The following is a 16,448-nucleotide window of genomic DNA, read 5'->3' as shown; positions in this document are numbered from 1 at the left end:
GAGAGTCGCTTATGCGGTGACTCGCACGCCTTCAGCGAGGGACCGAACGTCGTCGAGGAGTTCGTCAGCAGTGTCTGGGTCGCGGGCCTCGGCGGTGATGCGAATCAGCGGTTCGGTGCCGCTGGCGCGGACGAGGAACCACCCGTCGTCCGTATCGACCCTGAGACCGTCTGTCGCATCAATCTGGTCGTACGTGGCATACAATTCTCGGGCGATACGGTCCATCGCTCGGTCGTTGTTCTCGGTGACGATGCTCGTTCGTCGCGTCGTGTACGCCGTTTCGCCGAGCGAGGCGACTTGCTCCGAGAGCGGTCCGGCGCGGGCGACGAGCGTTGCGAGTTTCAAAGCAGCGTAGTGGGCATCGGGTGCCAGCGTCTCGTCGGGCCAAATCCACGCACCAGAGGGTTCGCCACCGAACGAGAATCCCGGGTCCGACACCGCTTCGGCGACGTATACGTCACCGACTGGCGTGTACGAGATGCACCCGCCCGCCTCTTCGACGGTATCCTGAACGAGCAGACTGGTATCCACGGGGACCGCGACGGCGTCGCCCGGTTCGACCGCGTTTCGGGCGAACAGGGAGAAGGGAGTCGCCAGCGACGTACGCTCCCGCCTCGTCTACTGCGACGAGTCTGTCGGCGTCGCCGTCGTGGGCCAATCCGATATCGGCTTCGAGCGCCGGAACGGTTCGCCTGAGGGCGGAGAGTGCCTCGTCGGTCGGTTCGCTCTTTCGGGCGGGGAAGCGACCGTCGCGTTGCCCGTCGAGGGTGTTGACGGTCGCTCCGAGTTCGTAGAGCGCCTCGACCGAAACGCGGCCCGTGCCGTTCCCGAGGTCGAACGCGACCGAAAGGTCGTCGAACGAGTCGAACGACGAGACGAGATGGTCGACGTGCTGTGCACTCGCGTCTGACCACGTGCGCTCGTGGCCAAACTCGTTCCACTCGGCGCGCTCGATGTCGCCGCGGTTGAGGCGATGGACGATTTCTCGGGTCTGTGCCCGGTCGAAGGCACTCCCGTCAGGTGTCCACAGTTTCAGTCCGTTGTCGGCGGCCGGATTGTGAGACCCCGTCACTGTGATACCGGCATCGGCACCCGTCCACCCGACCGCGCGCGCGACTGTGGGCGTAGAGACGACGCCGAGTCTGACGACATCGGCACCCGATTCGCGAAGTCCCACGCTCACCGCGTCGGCGAGGACGCCTCCACTGAGACGGGCATCCCGACCGACGACGACAGTCCGAGCGTCACAACCGACTGCACGACCGATTCGGAGGGCGAGGTCTGCAGTGACGGTTCGGCCGACAGGACCCCGGATGCCACTCGTTCCGAACATGCCGTAACAGATGACACAGGGTTGTTTTGGTATGTGTCGCCTACTGACACACGGTGCAGTTCAGGCGTCTCCTACCCGCAAACAGACGACCAGTAAGCAAGTGACGACAGCGAGTTCTCGGAGTCGGAGGTCAGTTCCGAGTCAAGGCCCGTGTCTCGTCAACGGACGTGATTTCGATTCGCTCCGCGTCGTGAATCGAAACGTGGTAACCGGCATAAGAAAAGGAAATCGCCGCGTTTTCTGTTCTGTGAAAGAGTTGATCCAAGGCGTCGGGGTCTAGCGTATGTGCGAGTGGTGGGAGTTCAGTCGGGCGAACGCCCTCAATCGCTGCAACACTCAACACGATATTCGTACTGAGTGGCTCACCATGGTCTCGACCGATTCGATAGAGTCCCGTCGCCGAGTCGAACTCTACGTTAGATTGCATCCATTGTTCCGTCTGTGCCATCATGCTGAGAGACAGTGATTGCTCTACCGTGGTGGTTCTTAAAACCGTGCAATTTGTGAACAGTTGTGATTCGTGAGAATCACGGATTTGTGAATATGGAGTTACGGACTGAGAGAGCAGAAGAGCCCGAAATAATCTCTTTGGGTGGTCGACAATAGTTCGCGTGTTCGAGAACATCTATAATGAATCATAATATGTTCGGAGAACGTCACAAGTTCGTATTCGGCCACTACAGGCCTCGGGAACGCGTTCGAAGTGATTCTCAACCGAACCATACGTTGGCACCGCCTCGTGACGCCAGTTTGAGAAGCGATCAACATCGGTCGGGTCGGCCGCTATCGGTGGGTTCGCCGGGAGTGCACTCGAAGATGCAGACGCGCTCGACCGAAGCCGATGTTTGTCTGCCGGTGGGACCCGGCTACTGCCCGCAACTCACCGGTCGAACGGCCAACGGTGAATGGGTCGAGATGGGCTACCGCGAAGCAGACAACTGACGGGCCTTCTCCCGAGCCTCGGCCGTCGAAATCTCCCGGTGATAGAACACCGACCCCGGTTCCTGGAGTGCGCCGCCCTCGGCGAGACTCCCGGTGTCGACGGGGCCGAATCCGATATCTCGGATCAGGTCGGAGGCAATCGCTTTCGCTTCGGGGTCGTCACCGGCCACGAAGACGGCGAACCGCTCTTCTTCGGGGAGTTCCGAGTGACCTCGGTCACGAAGCGTCTCCCAGTACATCGTGTTGAAGGCCTTGACGACGCGCGCACCCGGCAGTTGCTCGGCGACGAGTTCTGAGGAGGTGTCGTTGCCGAGGTCCATCACGTGGAAGTCTTCGGTGTAGGGGTTCATCGCGTCGATGACGATTCGGCCCTCGAATAACTCGGCATCCGGGAGCGACTCCCGCTCTCGGAACGGAATGGCAAGCAGGACGACCTCACCGAACTCGACCGCACGCTCCGGTGTTACGGGTTCGAGTCGCGGCAGATTCTCCGCGAGGTCGTCCATCGACGACGGCCCGCTCCGATTGGCAATCGCCACGTCGTGGCCGACTTCGACGAACAGTTGTGCCGCCGTTGCACCCACCTTTCCTGCGCCGAGAATTCCAATGTTCATGAACGACAATTGACGTTAAAGGCATTGAATCTTGGGTGGGTGCGAGTGCCCGCCGGGCAAGAGCCAGCGGAGCGTAGAGTGAGGCCCCCTGAAGGACGAGCGAGACCTCCGACGAGCGAGCGAACCGCACCAGTCCAGAGAATAGACGCCGGAATCGGTCAGTCGCGCCGCCGCGTCGAACCGCGGATCCCACGACGGTGCGACTCACGCCAATCGAGGACCATCGCGAACACTAATCCGAGGATACCCACCATCGTCCGCTGAAGCGACCGACTAGAGGGAGTCGAGAGCCGAACGAGTGAGCGCAGCACGCCGAGGAGTCCAAGGAAAGCGACGATTGCACCCGCAACGTACGAGACGACGACAGGATGCCCGGTTGGGACGTACTTTCGCCAGAGGCGCCAAAGAAAGCCTTTGAGCAGGAGTGTCGAGAGCTTCGGGATGAACGACCGGTAATCGATTCCGCTCTCTTCGTCGCCGTAGCGGGCCCGCATCGGCACGTTGACGACCGGGAGGTCGGCCACGCTCAACCGGACGAGCAAGTCGTTGAGGAATCCGTAGTCGTCGTACAGAGAGTCAATCGAAACGACAGCGAGAGCCTCGGAGTCGATTGCGGTATACCCGTTCTGTGGGTCGCGGATGTGCCAATAGCCGCTGGCGATGCAGGTCAAAAGCGTGAGAAGGACGTTTCCAAACAGACGGTGGAGAGGCATCCCGGCCCACGAGGAGGGGTTAGAGAGTCGATTTCCGACCGCGTAGACTGCCTCGCCGCGCGCGACGGGGGCAATAATATCTTCGAGTTTTGCAGGGTCCATCTGTCCGTCGGCGTCCATGACTGCGATGATGTCGAAGCCGTCGTCGAGCGCTGCTCGATACCCGGTCTTGACCGCCGCGCCCCTGCCGAGGTTCGCTTTGTGGCGGATTGGGACCACGAAGGTGCCAGCGGAGGAACCACCATCAGAGAGAGTCTCGGCCGAAGAGAGCAAGTCGTCTCCGACAGTTCCAGGCGGATTCGGCGTTCGGTCATCGGCAGCAGTATCTGACGGAGCCGCACGTGCCGCGTTTGCCCGGTCGGCGTGCTCGCGGATTACGTGCCACGTACCGTCGTCTGAGTAATCGTCGACGACGTACGCTCGGTCGACAATTTCCGGGAGTGTGGCGATGACCTCACCCACGAATCGCTCTTCGTTGTAGCCCGGCACGACGACCGCGACCGTCTTACCGAGGTACACGAGTGACACCTCCTGTGACGCCGATGAGCTGCCCAAAGCCTCGTATCGATAGGAAGTGTATGTCGATACTCATAGATATCCTCAACCGGACCTTTTGTGAGAGCCATCTTTGTTAAGCGGCAACACCCAACATTATTCCAATTTACGTGAATTTTTATTACGCCACAAGAAGACCTATACCTTCAGAATTCCCCGAATATCCGGAATCTGAGTCCGTCTTATATCCATGTATTTTATAATATAAATTTTATATTTGTTACAATAATTATGTATTTATATTATATTTTTGATTTTGGTATATTACCACCATCGTCAATTCACAAACATATACATACACTACGGAAATCAGTCAACGTATCCGTCGTAGCTCGCGCGCTGCACGCGTTGGTCGTCCCACGGTACGAGCGCCGTGACACCAGTAGTTCCATGGAAACCACATCCCACGGGAAAAACCGTCTACATTCGGAACCACGGTAACGTCATATCGTAATGAATTGACTAACAGCCACGAAAAACCACTGAGAAAAAACATTCTTGAAATTACGACATTCATAATTTACTAATCGTATCACGATACATATTCCATGCACAACAGACGCAGATTCCTTGGCGGAATCGGAGTTGGCATGGTTGCACTCTCGGGGTGTTTGGGGACCGGACTCCTCGAAGGTCCAGACGACTCGAACAACGACGGAAACACCCAAAGTGGCGGTAGCTCAGGCGGGTCCGACGAGAAGAAAGATAAGACGGGGTCCGACGACTCGGACGCGGAGCAGACGCCCGAGTCGACGCCTGAACCCACACCCGAGCCGACCCCCGAAGACACGACCGAATCCCTCGAAGACCGCATCACGTTCACGCGCGACGAGGACGACCCGGAAGTCGTCGGAACGCTCCTGCTGAAGGGAGACATTCCGGGCGTCATCGTTTCGACGGACTACGAATCCGCCGATGCGTGGCAGAACTACGCGAAGGTCGACGACGATACCGGCGCGTACAAGGTCGGTCTCTCCGTCACCTCGACCGCCTCCATCGGTCGGCTGAGCGTCGTCGGCACGGTGTACGACGCCGACGGCGAGGTAGTCGGAAGCGACAAGGACGTAAGCAACAACATCCCCGCTGGCGAAAAGGCCCTCATTCACCTCGCGTTCGAAGGCGACATCAGCCAGATGTACTACTTCGAAATCTCGCTGGTCAACCCCGCGTAAGCGTGGTTAGACACCGCCAGCGTACGCCTCGAATTCTTCACCGCGCACGGCGAAATACCCGACACCGACGAGTCCGACGAGCGATGCAACCCCGAACGCGAGCGTCGGGTCGGTCGCATAGAGCCACCCGCCGAGCGCAGCGCTCGGAATGACGACTGTGTTTCTGACGAGATAGTACGTTCCAGTCACCCGCCCGCCCGAATTCCGCTCCGCGGGGCCGACGATGAGCGCCTTGTGTGCCGGAAGCCCGGCGAACCGAAGCCCGGAGAACGCAAAGAGCGCGACGAGGACCCACTGATTCGATGGCGCGAGGATGAGGAGAATCGGAAAGACCGCGTAGATGGTGAACCCCAGTCCGACGACGGGTTTGAGCCCAGTTCGTTCGGCGAGTTTCGAGACGGGAAGTTTCGTCAGGATGGCGATAACCATCTCGACGCCGAGGAGGATACCGAAGAACGCGTCGGGCCGAAGCGACACCCCGAAGCCGGTGAACCCGACGGCGAGAAAGTCGGTGACGACGATGACGAAGAAGACGTACACCATCCCGTTGGCGAACCGGACGAGCGTGTCGGCGACGAGGAGCGGACGAAGCGTCGCCGGGAGTGACCGAACGTCCGCACGGAGTTGTGCGAGGCCTTCGAACGACTTCCCGATGGAATCCTCGCCCGCGTCGTAGAGGACGTGCTGTGCGACGGTAGCGACGATTCCGAACGCCGCCGCGACGAGGAGCACGTACTGGAAGCCGACGACGAACGACGCCGTGGCTGCCAACAGGACCGCCGCGATGAGCGGGCCGAGGAGGAACCCGATTCGGCGGAAGATTTCGGTGCTGGCGAATCCCATCGCCAGTTTGTCCGTCGAGACGCTCTGCTTGACGATTGCGAACGTCGCGCCGAGGCCGAACGACTTCCACGCCTGCGTGAGAAAGAGCCCGACAAAAATCCATAGCCACGGTTCGAGCGAGACGCCCGCGAGCGTCACCGGTGGAACCGTCGGCGCGACGAACCAGAACAGAAAGCCAGCCGACGAGAGGGTTCCAAACAGGGTCAAAGAGAGACGCGAACCGAGACGGTCCGAGAGCGCGCCACCGGGATAGGGGTAGAGCGCACCGATGAGGTTCCCAACACTGCCGTACAGCCCAACGACAGTCGCGCCCGCGCCGAGCACGCGAAGGTATTCGGGGATGTACCGGCCGGTCATCTGAAACGACAGGCTGAACGCGAGCATCGCGAGCGAGAGGACGAGTACGTCGCGTTCGAGTCCGACGAACTGCCGGAAGGAGTCGAACGCATCGACGGTGTCTCGGCGTGTTGCCATCGACGTAGTCCACGGCCGACCGCAGAATGAAGGTAGGGGAATCGAAAGACTGAGCGACGAGAATCCGTCGCGTCGAGGGCTTACTCGTCGGTGGTGTTCGGCGGCGTGACCCAGACGACGAGCCCTTCGTCCTGTCTGACGATACCGCGAGTGTAGTCGCCACCGAAGGGGGCGTCGTCGACGGTTTCGGGGTCGATAGTGGCCACGCGGTCTACTTCATCGACGAGCCAGCCGTACACTTTCGAGTCTTCGTCGCCCTCGTCGAAGACGACGACGCGCGGCGCGTCCGGGTTCGAACCCACGCCGAGGAGACTGGCCGTATCCACCACGGTGGTCGTCACACCGCGGTAGTCCATCGCACCGACGACGTGCGGCGGTGTGTCGGGCAACGGTCGGACGGACTGGCGGTCGATAATCTCGGCGACGGAATCGAGTTCGACGCAGTATCGCTCGTCGCCGAGTTCGAATTCGAGGACCTGTACTGGTTCGTCGGGAGTCGCTTCGGTCGCGTCGCTGGTCGCCATTTAGGCACCACCACCGTCTTCTGCGGCGGTTTCGGGGTCTTCGACCTCGTCGTCGATGTGGTCCGCGAGAAGTCGAATCTCGGATGCCTTCGAGGTCTGTTCTTCGGTCGCCGCGGCGATGTCGGATATCTCGCCAGCGACCTGCTTCGCACCGCGGGCGGTCTCGTCGACGATGCTTGCGACCTCTTCTGTACTCGCCGCCTGCTGGTCTGTCGCCCGGGCGACCTCCTCGGCACCCGCGGCGGCCTCTTCGACCGCCGCGTCGATACTCCGGAGCGCCGACACGGCGTCGGAAACCTCCGAGATACCCTCGTTGACCTCGTCGTTCGCCTCGGCGATGTTGGTGACTGTCGTCGAGGTCGAATCCTGAATATCGTCGACCATGGCTTCGATTTCAGAGACGCTGTCGCGCGACTGCTCGGCGAGGCTCTTCACCTCGTCGGCAACGACGGCGAACCCCGATCCGGCGTCACCGGCGCGCGCTGCCTCGATAGAGGCGTTAAGAGCCAGCAGGTTCGTCTGGTCGGCAATCTCGTTGATGACTTCAACCACCGCGTCGATCTGGTCGACCTTCTGTCGGAGGTCGACGATTTCCTCGTACACCTCAGTGGTCACCACGTCGACCGACTCCATCGCATCGGCCGCGTTGTCGGCGGACGCTCGCCCCTCGGAAGCGATGTCGCGCGCCTTGTCGCTCATCGACTTGGTCTGTTCGGCGCTGGAGGCAATCTCCTCGACGCTCGCGCTCAGGTTCGACACCTCGCCCGCCACCTCGTCCATGTTCGTCGACTGGTCGTCCGCGAGGTCGCTAATCTCCTGTGCGCTGATAGCGATATCTTCCGATGCCTCAGCAAGTTCCCCGATAGCCGCGTTTATCTCGGCCGTCGCGTCGTCTGTGTCGTCTACGTCGTCGAGAACGTCGTCAGCATCAGTCGCTCCCGCACCGAGCGTCTCGCCAGCGACGGTTCCGCCGTCGAATTCGGGCCGCAGACCGTCTCTCCCCTCAAAATCTCGCTCACTCGTCATATGGCAATACTATACTACAGCAGGTGATAAGCATTTGGTAACATTATCACGCGAGATATTTGGATTCGTCGTATAGAGAGCCTCAGAGACAACTATATCTTTTATAGATAGTCACATCCCGGCCAATCTGTCCGGTTTTCCAGCGGCGTTAGAACCGATATAACGCCTGTATGAGGACACAAGATGAGATAACTGGATTATACTACCCAATCATAACCCTTTTCTAAATTCTCAAAGAGAGTTGAAGACATGGCATTCACGGACGACCTCCGAGGCGAGGCCGACGAGTATTGGGCGGCCATGGTCGACCATCCGATGGTCGAACGTCTCGGGGCGGGAACACTCGACGAAGAACCCTTCAGGTACTGGGTTCGTCAGGATTACGTCTATCTCATCGAGTATAGTCGCGTCTTCGCGCTCGGGGCCGCGAAGGCACCGACGCTGGCGTCGATGGGAACGTTCGCCGACCTGCTCGATGCGACCGTCAACGAGGAGATGGACCTCCACCGGTCGTACGCCGCTGAGTTCGGAATCAGCGAGGCTGAACTCGAAGCCACCGCGCCGTCGCCGACGACGCAGGGCTACACCGACTTCCTCGTTCGGACCGCCTCTCACGGCACCTTCGGCGATACCATCGCCGCACTCCTCCCGTGCATGTGGGGGTTCAACGAAACGGGGAAGCGACTCGCGGCGGATGGGAAACCCGACCACGAGCAGTACGCCGCGTGGATAGACATGTACGCAAGCGACGAGTTCACCGAACTCACGGAGTGGTGTAAGTCGCTCATGGACGACGTGGCCGAAGACGCTAGCGAAGAGACCCGCGAACGCTACCGCGAACTGTTCCGGACCTCCGCTCGCTACGAGTACCTGTTCTGGGACGCCGCGTGGAATCAGACGGGGTGGCCGCTATGACCGCCGAAGAAGTTGCACGCAATGGGGGTGGGTGGTAGTGGTCAGCACCGACCTCGCGCTCGGACTCACAATCGTCACCCTCGTCGTGTTCGCCGGACTCGGAATCTGGTACTCGCGAGGGCGTGTCGCATCGGTCGAAGACCTCGTCTCCGCGCGCAACTCGGCGGGCGAGAGGCGGACGACCGCCACTCTCGTCGCGTCCGTGATGGGCGTCTGGATTCTCTTTTCCGCGCCGGAGGCCGGGGCCGGATTCGGCATCGCGGCCGTCATCGGCTACGCAATCGGTGAGGCGGTCCCGATGGCCGTCTACGCGAAACTCGGCCCGCGGATTCGACAGTTGATTCCCAATGGCCACTCGCTGACCGAGTACGCCCACGCACGGTACGGTGATGCCATGTACGCGTTCGTGCTCGTCATCAGCGCACTCTACATGTTCATCTTCGTCGCCGCCGAGTTGACAGGCATCGCGGGCGCGCTCGCGTTCGTCGCCGGTGTCCCGCACTGGCAGACCGCGGTTCTGGTCGGCGGGGCCGTCCTCCTGTATACGACCTACGGCGGACTCAGAGCGAGCATCTTCACCGACACGGTACAGGCGCTCGTCGTCTTCCCACTGCTCATCGTCGCCCTCGTAGGCGTCCTCGTCTCTCTCGGCGGCGTCGGCCCCGTCTACGAGGGCGTCGCCGCGACCAACCCGACGCTCCTCGACCCCGGATTCGTGCCGGGACTCCAGTTCGGTCTCGCGCTCGCGTTCGCCATCCTCGGCGCGGAGTTGGTGAATCAGACGTGGTGGCAGCGTATCTACGCCGGAAAGACGAGCGAGACGGTCTCTCGCGGCTTCCGGAACGCGGTGTTCGCAAACGGTGCTGTCGTCTTCGTCGCCGCACTGGTCGGCGTCGTCGCCGTCGGACACGCCAACATCGTCACCGACGTGACGAGCGCGAACTACAACGCGGATGTCGCCTTCTTCGTCCTCCTCGAATCCGCGGTCCCCTCGTGGGTCGTCCTCGCCGTCGTGTTGGTGGCGCTGTTACTCGTGATGAGTTCGGTCGACACGCTGTTCAACGCGCTGTCGTGCCTCGTGACCGTGGACCTCGCACGGATGGTTTCCGACGCCAGCGACCGACGACTCACGCTCGGTGCGCGTGTCTTCACCGTCATCGTCGCGCTCGCCGCCGTCTTCGTGAGCCTGCGAGCGCAGAGTGTGCTTCGACTGTTCTTCCTCGCCGACCTCCTCGGGGCCGCCGTCGCGTTCCCGCTCGTGTACGGACTGTACTCCGCGCGCCTCACCGGGGCCGGCGCGCTCGTGAGCAGTCTCGCCGGTCTCGGCGTCGGCATCGCATACTTCCCGGACTTCCGGTCGGTTACGACGGGGCTTCCCCTGATTGGCGACCTGCTGCCCGCCGCCGACCCACTGTATCTCACGTCGTTCGCTGGCGCGTTCGTCGTCTCGGCAGTGGTGGCAGTCGGCGCGGCGCGGCTCTCGACCACCGAGTTCGACCTCGGCGGCCTCACACAGAAGGTCCGGCGACTGGACGAGACGGCATCCGACCACACTCCAGTCCAGTCTGACTAACGAATCGAGAAAAGAGACGAAAACGCGGATTTTCAGGGAGTCTGTACCTGCTGTGAAACCTGCTCGACCCACGATTCGTTCACATCGAATTCGGTGTCGGGGTGGATACACCCCGCGAGGAGTTCGAGCGAGTCGACGAGTCGGAGACTGGGGCGGTTGAACAGCGCGTTGCCATCGACGGCGTAGACGTGGCCCTCCCGAACCGCCGTGAGGTCGTTCCAGCCGTCGCGGACCGCGAGTTCAGAAACCGCATCGACTGCCCGGTCGCGTGAGAACCCGCACGGCGCGACGACGAGTCGCTCGGGGTCGTACTCGACGAGCGCATCCCACTGCGTCCGCGTCGACCGGCCGTCGGGTTGGAACGAGTTGTCGCCGCCAGCGAGTTCAATCAGGTCGCGAACCCAATGGCCGCTCAGGATGAGCGGGTCAGTCCAGTCCAACACGGCGGTCCGTGGACGGTCGCGGTCGACGACGCTCGATTGGACTCTATTGATTCGTTCGTGAATCTGGAATCGGAGCGCGGTCGCCTCCATCGTCTTTCCGACTGCCTTTCCGACCCGCAGCAGGGCGGTCAACACGTCGTCAAGCGTGTGTGGGTCGAGCGCGAGTATCGTGGCGTCGAGACTGCTGTTGCGAACGGCTTCGACCGCGGCCGACGAATCGACCGCACAGATATCACACGTCGACTGTGTGACCACGAGGTCCGGGTCCAGTTCGGAGAGGCGGTGTGTGTCGAGGTCGTAGACCGCACCGTCTATCGACGATACCTGTTCGTCTATTTCACGGCTCGACCGGTTCTCGTGGTCGATGGCCGTACTCGTGAGGGTCGGAAGCTCCGCAACTCGTGGCGGAAAGTCACAGCTATGAGAGACACCAACCGGGTCGAAATCGAGAGCAGCCAGTAATTCGGTCGCAGAGGGAACGAGGGAGACGACACGCATACAGGAGTGTTCGCTTCAATAGATAAATATCTAATAATTCAGTCGAACGAATATGTTTTGGTTTCTAGAACACTCTGACCGGACGACTCAGGAGGCGTAGACCCGAATTAGTACGTCCGGCTTCGACGGAATTCGAACCGCGCGCCGCCCTCGTCACTCTCTGTCAGTGACGCCTCCCAGCCGTGTGCATCCGAGATTTCTTTGACTATCGAGAGGCCGAGACCGGTCCCGTACGTGGCCGTCGTGTATCCGGTGTCGAACACGTCGTCGCGCTTGTCGGCCGGGATACCGGTTCCGTCGTCTTCGACGTAGAAGCCATCTTCGAGCGGCCCAACTGTCACCGTCGTCGCGTTCCCGTGGGTGATGGCGTTTCGAAAGAGGTTCTCGAAAAGGTGCTTACAGCGGGTGTCGTCGGCTTCGACGACGAACTCCTCGTTCGACTCGATGGCGAGGGCTGCACCCGGCGTGCTCACGTGTGACCAGCAGTCCGACGCCAACTCCGACATGTCGATGGCTTCTGTTTCCTCGACGCGCTGGCCCTGCCGCGCGAGCGTGAGGACGCCCTCGATGACCTCTTCCATGCGCTGGTGCGCTCTGGTCATCCGGTCGAGTTGCTCTGTGAACTCACGCATCTGTTCGAGCGTCCCTTCGGCGACGTTCAACGGGTTTCGAAGGTCGTGGGAAACGGCCTTCGCGAACCGTTCAAGGCGTTCGTTCTCCCGTTGTAGTTCCTGTTCGTGTTCGAGGCTTCGAAGCACCGTCTCGGCGTTGGTCGCCAGAATTTCGACGAGTCTGACATCAGTTTCGGTGAACGAACCGGGTTCTGTCTGGCCGACGCTGATGACGCCGTAGGAACCGATGGGGACGTACAACCAGGAGTGAACCGGGCCGCGGTCGTAGTCGTCGTCGAGTTGCTGCACATCGTCGTAGATTCGGGGGTCACCCTCGCGAAACACCTCACCGACGGGGCTCTCGTCGAAGTGGTACACCGGCCGGTCACCCAGTAACGAGCGGGTCTGTTCGTCCACGTGAACCGGCTCTAATCGGTCGCCGTCTCGGAGTCTGACGACGTTTATCGGGAAGTCGAGGATGGCGTCGGTGGCGGCGCCGACGCCCGTCGCAACGTCCTCGAAGCTTTTGGACCGAAGGAGTTCTCGCGTCGCCTCGTGGAGCGCCTCGATTTTTCGCTCCCGCTTCCACATGTCCGTAATTTCGTTGTTGACGGCGACGTATCCGACAGTGGTCCCGTCCTGTTGAATCGGGGAAATCGTCTGTTCGATGATGTACGGTTCGCCGTTCTTGCGCTTGTTGTGAATCACTCCTTCCCACACTTGGCCCTCGCTGATGGCCTCCCAGAGTTCGCTGTAGAAGTCGGCGTCGTGGATACCGGATTGGAGAATGCTCGTGTCCTTGCCGATGACTTCGTCAGCCTCGTAACCGGTCGTCTCCTCGAACGCGGGGTTGACGTACTCGATAGTTCCATCCAGACGCGTGAAGACGATTGCGTGGCCCGCGTTATCCACCGCCTCCTTGAACATCCGCGGCGGGAGCGTACGCTCTTGGCCAGGGGGCATACCGGAACCGTCACATCGAATCTCCCCACTGGAATCGGGTACCCCAGAAGACGACGACGAACGACGACTCATATCGTATCGCACGAAAATCACCTAATTGAACCTACCGACCATGGTACGACGGTGGGAATAGAACGAACCCGCGTCCGGAGACGATACGAGTCTCCCTCGGGTCGGCCATCCGTCTCTGGTTGGTGATGTGAGAACCGAGACAGTACCAACCTCGATAAGCGCCATACACCGTGGTCGCAGCGTGCCGTATTCTACCTAATCATTCGGGCACAATTCACGGAGGCGAAAACGTTGCACGCCAAGGTGGGAAAATAGGAGGAGGCGTTTGGGGGAGAGGTGGGAATAGGGCAGGGGAAACGACTGGTTAGTCGTGCGCTCGCGCGGCGTCGACGGACGTGAAGAAACCGTAGTGGGCGAGGACGCCCGCAGCGAGACAGAGATAGTACGCCCACTGTGGACCGTCCACCACGTCGAACAGAATCGACACGGCAGTCACCCACGCGAGGGCGAAAAGCAGGTCCGTCACCATCTCCGAGCGGTTGTCGACGACGTGTGTTCGAATCGTCTCTGTGAGACTCATCGGTCTGCACCTCGGGCCGGTCGCGTGGGGTGTGAAATCATCGTGAGAGTGGGGTGTTACTGCACCTCTGCCTTCTGTTCGCCGTGCACGTCGACGACGAGGACGGGGAGTCGCGTCCGGCGGAGCACCTTTTCGGTGACACTCCCGAGAACGACCCGTGAGAGACCGGAGCGGCCGTGCGAGCCCATCACCACGAGGTCGATGTCGTTGTCCTCGACGAACTTCCGGATTGCACGCGCCGGTTCCCCGGCAGTGACGTGTTCTTCGACCGTGAGGCCGTGTTTGGCAGCCGCATCAGCGACGTATCCAGTCGCCTCGTCGGCGTCCGCCTTCACCTCCGGCATCTCGTCGAGGTGGCCCTGTCGGAGTCGGTCGACCTGTTCGGTCCCCAGCGAGTAGCTGGTGGCGTCCACGTCGATGACGTACAGCGCGTGAACCACGGCGTCGTACTTCGATGCGAGGTCGACCGCCTGGTCGACAGCCGATTCTGCGGTCGTGCTCCCGTCGGTTGGAACGAGGATGTGGTCGTACATTGGTCAGTCGTCCGCGGGGGTCTGGCCCCCGTCGGTAGCGATGACATCTTCTGCGGATTGCTGCTGTCCCATCGGTTCGGGACTGTGACACTGCCGGACCATCTTCTTGATTCGCTCCGGCGGTTCGGCGGTTGCCATCGAGACGGCGATGGTGACAACGAACACGAGCGGCGTTCCGACGAGTGCGGCCCCGATTGCGGGGACGAATTCGGCGAACGCGTCGCTGAAGTGGAAGATGAGGTCGTTGACGACCGCCGCAAGCCAGAGCGTGAGGCCCACGGTCATCCCCGCGAGCGCGCCCTGACGGTTGGTGTTCTCCCACCAGAGGCCAAGGAAGAACATCGGGAACAGGACGATTGCCGCGAGCGAGAACGCCAGTGCGACGAGTTCGCCGACGAGCGCGGGCGGGTCGAAGGCGGTAATCGTCACGATTGCACCGAGCACGACGATAGTCGCGCGGCCGACGAGCACCTGCTGCCGTTGGGTTGCATCGGGGTTCACGATATTCGTGTAGATGTCGTGCGAGACCGCAGACGAGGCGGTGATGAACAGTCCAGCGGTCGTCGCGATTGCGGCCGCGATACCGCCCGCGGCGACGAGGCCGACGAACCACGTCGGGAGGTTCGACAACTGCGCGGCGAGGACGACAATCAGGTCGCCTTCGCCGCCGCTCATGCCGCCGTTAGCCGCGAAGGTCGGGCCGTACTGCGAGGCGTCGTAGAGGTCGACGCCGAAGGCCGCCAGCGCGGGCGCACTCCAGTAGAGGAGCAGGATGAAAAACAGGCCCCAGACCGTGGACTGGCGCGCCGTCTTCTCGTTTTCGACGGTGTAGAACCGAACCAGCACGTGCGGGAGGCCGCAGGTGCCGAAGATGAGCGAAAACGCCGTGGCAATCCAGAGGTAGAAGCCCGCGTTGGCGAAGGGTTCGGAGAACTCCGCCGACAGCTCACCGACGAGTTTTCCGTACTCGATTTGCGGGAGGACCGTCGAGTAGCCGCCGACGTAGCCGACGGTGTAGATGGCCGCGAGGAACGCGACGATGAGGATGACGTACTGCACAGCCATGTTCTTCGTCGCGCCGAGCATCCCCGAGACGGTCAGGTAGCCGACGGTGATAGCCATCATGACGACGACCATGGTCACGTAGTCGGTGCCGAAGACGTACAGGCCGACGAGGCCCATCCCGCGAGCCTGGCCGACCGAGTAGACGAATCCGATGAGGATGGTCGTCAGCGCGCCGATAGCGCGGGCGGTGTCCGAGTTGAATCGGTCACCCACGAAGTCCGGCGCGGTGTACTTCCCGAACCGGCGCATCTGGGCGGCGAGGAAGATGAGCAGGACGAAGTAGCCCGTGGTCCAGCCGATGATGAACGCGAGGCCGTAAAAGCCCGCGAGCGCGACGAGTCCCGCTAACCCGAGGTACGACGCCGCGGACATCCAGTTAGCTCCGATGGCCATCCCGTTCTCGATGTTGCCAATCGACCGCCCGGCGACCCACATACCCTCGGTGTCGGCGACTTTGAACACGTAGCCGATGGCGAGAAAGAGGCTCAACATCCCGACGACCATGAGCGCCGGAATCGGTTTGAACGAGATGTTGAGCGCCTCGGGGAGCAAGTCGCCCGACTGGAGGACGAGCGAGTTCATTCGGTGACTCCTCCGTCTGCGGCCGCCGCTTCGCCGCCGTGGGTGCTCGCAGCGTCACTCGCCGCTTTCCCGTGGTCGATGCCGTATCGGTGGTCGAGTTGGTCGCGCTTGCGCGAGTAGAGGAACGCGAGGACGAGCGAACTCGTCGGTGAGAGGACCGCGACGGCGAAGTAGTGCGCCGGGAACCCGATGACCGGCAACTGCGTCGTCATGAGGTCGGGTGCCAGATACGTCAGCACTGGCGGCCCGAACGTGAGAAGCGCCCACGCGATGAATCCAGCCCAGATGACCCTCAGATGGTCGCGCATAAAGGGCGTACTCGGCTTCAGGAGGTTCACCTCCCGGTCGAGGTAGTCTATCTGTTCGTGCTGTGCGGCCTTCGTCTGCGGTTCGTGCGGGTCAGTGGACCCAGCCGTGTCGGTTGTCATTGATTTCGTTGTGTCGAATCCCGTGTCAGTTCCGTTCGCGTCGCTCACG

The 16,448-nt window shown here is 61.4% G+C and carries 16 protein-coding genes and 1 pseudogene; 4 read left to right on the top strand and 13 right to left on the bottom strand.

The features are described from left to right. Window positions 1–9: 9 nt before the first annotated feature. Together glmM and ACH9L7_RS17590 are read right to left on the bottom strand one after the other, a co-directional pair. Window positions 10–1,333 (bottom strand): annotated as a pseudogene (glmM, locus tag ACH9L7_RS17595) (phosphoglucosamine mutase). Between the two features lie 130 nt (window positions 1,334–1,463). Beyond that, window positions 1,464–1,760, bottom strand: a complete 297-nt coding sequence (locus tag ACH9L7_RS17590; protein ID WP_396613440.1) for a HalOD1 output domain-containing protein — start codon at window positions 1,758–1,760, stop codon at window positions 1,464–1,466. Between the two features lie 389 nt (window positions 1,761–2,149). On the opposite strand from ACH9L7_RS17590, the gene ACH9L7_RS17585 reads away from it, so the two are divergent. Next, complete coding sequence (locus ACH9L7_RS17585; protein WP_396613439.1) at window positions 2,150–2,275, top strand: hypothetical protein; 126 nt, start codon at window positions 2,150–2,152, stop codon at window positions 2,273–2,275. Here ACH9L7_RS17585 and ACH9L7_RS17580 read toward each other — a convergent pair. Then, a complete protein-coding gene (locus tag ACH9L7_RS17580; protein WP_396613438.1) occupies window positions 2,254–2,889 on the bottom strand; it encodes an NADPH-dependent F420 reductase in 636 nt (211 codons plus the stop codon). The genes ACH9L7_RS17585 and ACH9L7_RS17580 overlap by 22 nt on opposite strands. Window positions 2,890–3,047: 158 nt before the next feature. Then, window positions 3,048–4,121, bottom strand: a complete 1,074-nt coding sequence (locus ACH9L7_RS17575) for a glycosyltransferase family 2 protein (RefSeq protein WP_396613437.1) — start codon at window positions 4,119–4,121, stop codon at window positions 3,048–3,050. Between the two features lie 626 nt (window positions 4,122–4,747). Here ACH9L7_RS17575 and ACH9L7_RS17570 point away from each other — a divergent pair. Continuing rightward, window positions 4,748–5,329, top strand: a complete 582-nt coding sequence (locus ACH9L7_RS17570) for an FxLYD domain-containing protein (protein WP_396613436.1) — start codon at window positions 4,748–4,750, stop codon at window positions 5,327–5,329. Window positions 5,330–5,335: 6 nt separating this feature from the next. On the opposite strand, the gene ACH9L7_RS17565 is transcribed toward ACH9L7_RS17570, so the two are convergent. From ACH9L7_RS17565 to ACH9L7_RS17555, 3 genes are all read right to left on the bottom strand, one after another. Beyond that, window positions 5,336–6,646: an MFS transporter gene (locus ACH9L7_RS17565; protein WP_396613435.1), complete on the bottom strand. Its 1,311-nt coding sequence runs from the start codon at window positions 6,644–6,646 to the stop codon at window positions 5,336–5,338. Between the two features lie 80 nt (window positions 6,647–6,726). Beyond that, complete coding sequence (locus tag ACH9L7_RS17560) at window positions 6,727–7,170, bottom strand: chemotaxis protein CheW (protein WP_396613434.1); 444 nt, start codon at window positions 7,168–7,170, stop codon at window positions 6,727–6,729. Beyond that, the gene (locus ACH9L7_RS17555) at window positions 7,171–8,196 is read right to left on the bottom strand and encodes a methyl-accepting chemotaxis protein (protein WP_396613433.1); all 1,026 of its coding nucleotides are present in this window, start codon (window positions 8,194–8,196) and stop codon (window positions 7,171–7,173) included. Between the two features lie 249 nt (window positions 8,197–8,445). Here ACH9L7_RS17555 and tenA point away from each other — a divergent pair, with 249 nt between their 5' ends. Together tenA and ACH9L7_RS17545 are read left to right on the top strand one after the other, a co-directional pair. Beyond that, a complete protein-coding gene (gene tenA / locus ACH9L7_RS17550) occupies window positions 8,446–9,111 on the top strand; it encodes a thiaminase II (protein WP_396613432.1) in 666 nt (221 codons plus the stop codon). A 37-nt stretch (window positions 9,112–9,148) separates the two neighbouring features. Further along, window positions 9,149–10,684 carry a sodium:proline symporter gene (locus ACH9L7_RS17545; protein ID WP_396613431.1) on the top strand — a complete coding sequence of 512 codons (1,536 nt, stop codon included), beginning with the start codon at window positions 9,149–9,151 and terminating at the stop codon, window positions 10,682–10,684. A 32-nt stretch (window positions 10,685–10,716) separates the two neighbouring features. On the opposite strand, the gene ACH9L7_RS17540 is transcribed toward ACH9L7_RS17545, so the two are convergent. The 6 genes from ACH9L7_RS17540 to ACH9L7_RS17515 form a co-directional block, all read right to left on the bottom strand. Further along, window positions 10,717–11,625 (bottom strand): ABC transporter substrate-binding protein, encoded by a 909-nt coding sequence (locus ACH9L7_RS17540; protein WP_396613430.1) that lies wholly within the window; start codon window positions 11,623–11,625, stop codon window positions 10,717–10,719. Window positions 11,626–11,732: 107 nt separating this feature from the next. After that, complete coding sequence (locus ACH9L7_RS17535) at window positions 11,733–13,199, bottom strand: ATP-binding protein (protein WP_396613429.1); 1,467 nt, start codon at window positions 13,197–13,199, stop codon at window positions 11,733–11,735. 376 nt (window positions 13,200–13,575) lie between these two features. Further along, window positions 13,576–13,791 carry a hypothetical protein gene (locus ACH9L7_RS17530; protein ID WP_396613428.1) on the bottom strand — a complete coding sequence of 72 codons (216 nt, stop codon included), beginning with the start codon at window positions 13,789–13,791 and terminating at the stop codon, window positions 13,576–13,578. Between the two features lie 56 nt (window positions 13,792–13,847). Then, window positions 13,848–14,324 carry a universal stress protein gene (locus ACH9L7_RS17525; RefSeq protein ID WP_396613427.1) on the bottom strand — a complete coding sequence of 159 codons (477 nt, stop codon included), beginning with the start codon at window positions 14,322–14,324 and terminating at the stop codon, window positions 13,848–13,850. 3 nt (window positions 14,325–14,327) lie between these two features. Beyond that, on the bottom strand, window positions 14,328–15,971 hold the full coding sequence (locus ACH9L7_RS17520) for a VC_2705 family sodium/solute symporter (protein WP_396613426.1): 1,644 nt from the start codon (window positions 15,969–15,971) through the stop codon (window positions 14,328–14,330). Next, window positions 15,968–16,399 (bottom strand): DUF4212 domain-containing protein, encoded by a 432-nt coding sequence (locus ACH9L7_RS17515; RefSeq protein ID WP_396613425.1) that lies wholly within the window; start codon window positions 16,397–16,399, stop codon window positions 15,968–15,970. The genes ACH9L7_RS17520 and ACH9L7_RS17515 overlap by 4 nt, the downstream gene beginning before the upstream one ends. Between the last annotated feature and the right edge of the window lie 49 nt (window positions 16,400–16,448).

Origin of the sequence: Haloferax sp. S1W (genome assembly GCF_044593955.1) — an archaeon.
Classification (GTDB): Archaea; Halobacteriota; Halobacteria; order Halobacteriales; family Haloferacaceae; genus Haloferax.
The sequence above is the reverse complement of the archived record's forward strand: the minus strand, read 5'-3'. Positions and strand labels throughout refer to the sequence as shown.

Excerpts from the sequence above, each read along its gene's own strand:
- ACH9L7_RS17555 (WP_396613433.1), bottom strand. The coding sequence starts at position 8,196 with ATGACGAGTGAGCGAGATTTTGAGGGGAGAGACGGTCTGCGGCCCGAA.
- ACH9L7_RS17515 (WP_396613425.1), bottom strand. The coding sequence starts at position 16,399 with ATGACAACCGACACGGCTGGGTCCACTGACCCGCACGAACCGCAGACG.
- ACH9L7_RS17570 (WP_396613436.1), top strand. The coding sequence starts at position 4,748 with ATGGTTGCACTCTCGGGGTGTTTGGGGACCGGACTCCTCGAAGGTCCA.
- tenA (WP_396613432.1), top strand. The coding sequence starts at position 8,446 with ATGGCATTCACGGACGACCTCCGAGGCGAGGCCGACGAGTATTGGGCG.
- ACH9L7_RS17525 (WP_396613427.1), bottom strand. The coding sequence starts at position 14,324 with ATGTACGACCACATCCTCGTTCCAACCGACGGGAGCACGACCGCAGAA.
- ACH9L7_RS17580 (WP_396613438.1), bottom strand. The coding sequence starts at position 2,889 with ATGAACATTGGAATTCTCGGCGCAGGAAAGGTGGGTGCAACGGCGGCA.
- ACH9L7_RS17540 (WP_396613430.1), bottom strand. The coding sequence starts at position 11,625 with ATGCGTGTCGTCTCCCTCGTTCCCTCTGCGACCGAATTACTGGCTGCT.
- ACH9L7_RS17520 (WP_396613426.1), bottom strand. The coding sequence starts at position 15,971 with ATGAACTCGCTCGTCCTCCAGTCGGGCGACTTGCTCCCCGAGGCGCTC.
- ACH9L7_RS17585 (WP_396613439.1), top strand. The coding sequence starts at position 2,150 with ATGCAGACGCGCTCGACCGAAGCCGATGTTTGTCTGCCGGTGGGACCC.
- ACH9L7_RS17565 (WP_396613435.1), bottom strand. The coding sequence starts at position 6,646 with ATGGCAACACGCCGAGACACCGTCGATGCGTTCGACTCCTTCCGGCAG.
- ACH9L7_RS17535 (WP_396613429.1), bottom strand. The coding sequence starts at position 13,199 with ATGCCCCCTGGCCAAGAGCGTACGCTCCCGCCGCGGATGTTCAAGGAG.
- ACH9L7_RS17560 (WP_396613434.1), bottom strand. The coding sequence starts at position 7,170 with ATGGCGACCAGCGACGCGACCGAAGCGACTCCCGACGAACCAGTACAG.
- ACH9L7_RS17590 (WP_396613440.1), bottom strand. The coding sequence starts at position 1,760 with ATGCAATCTAACGTAGAGTTCGACTCGGCGACGGGACTCTATCGAATC.
- ACH9L7_RS17530 (WP_396613428.1), bottom strand. The coding sequence starts at position 13,791 with ATGAGTCTCACAGAGACGATTCGAACACACGTCGTCGACAACCGCTCG.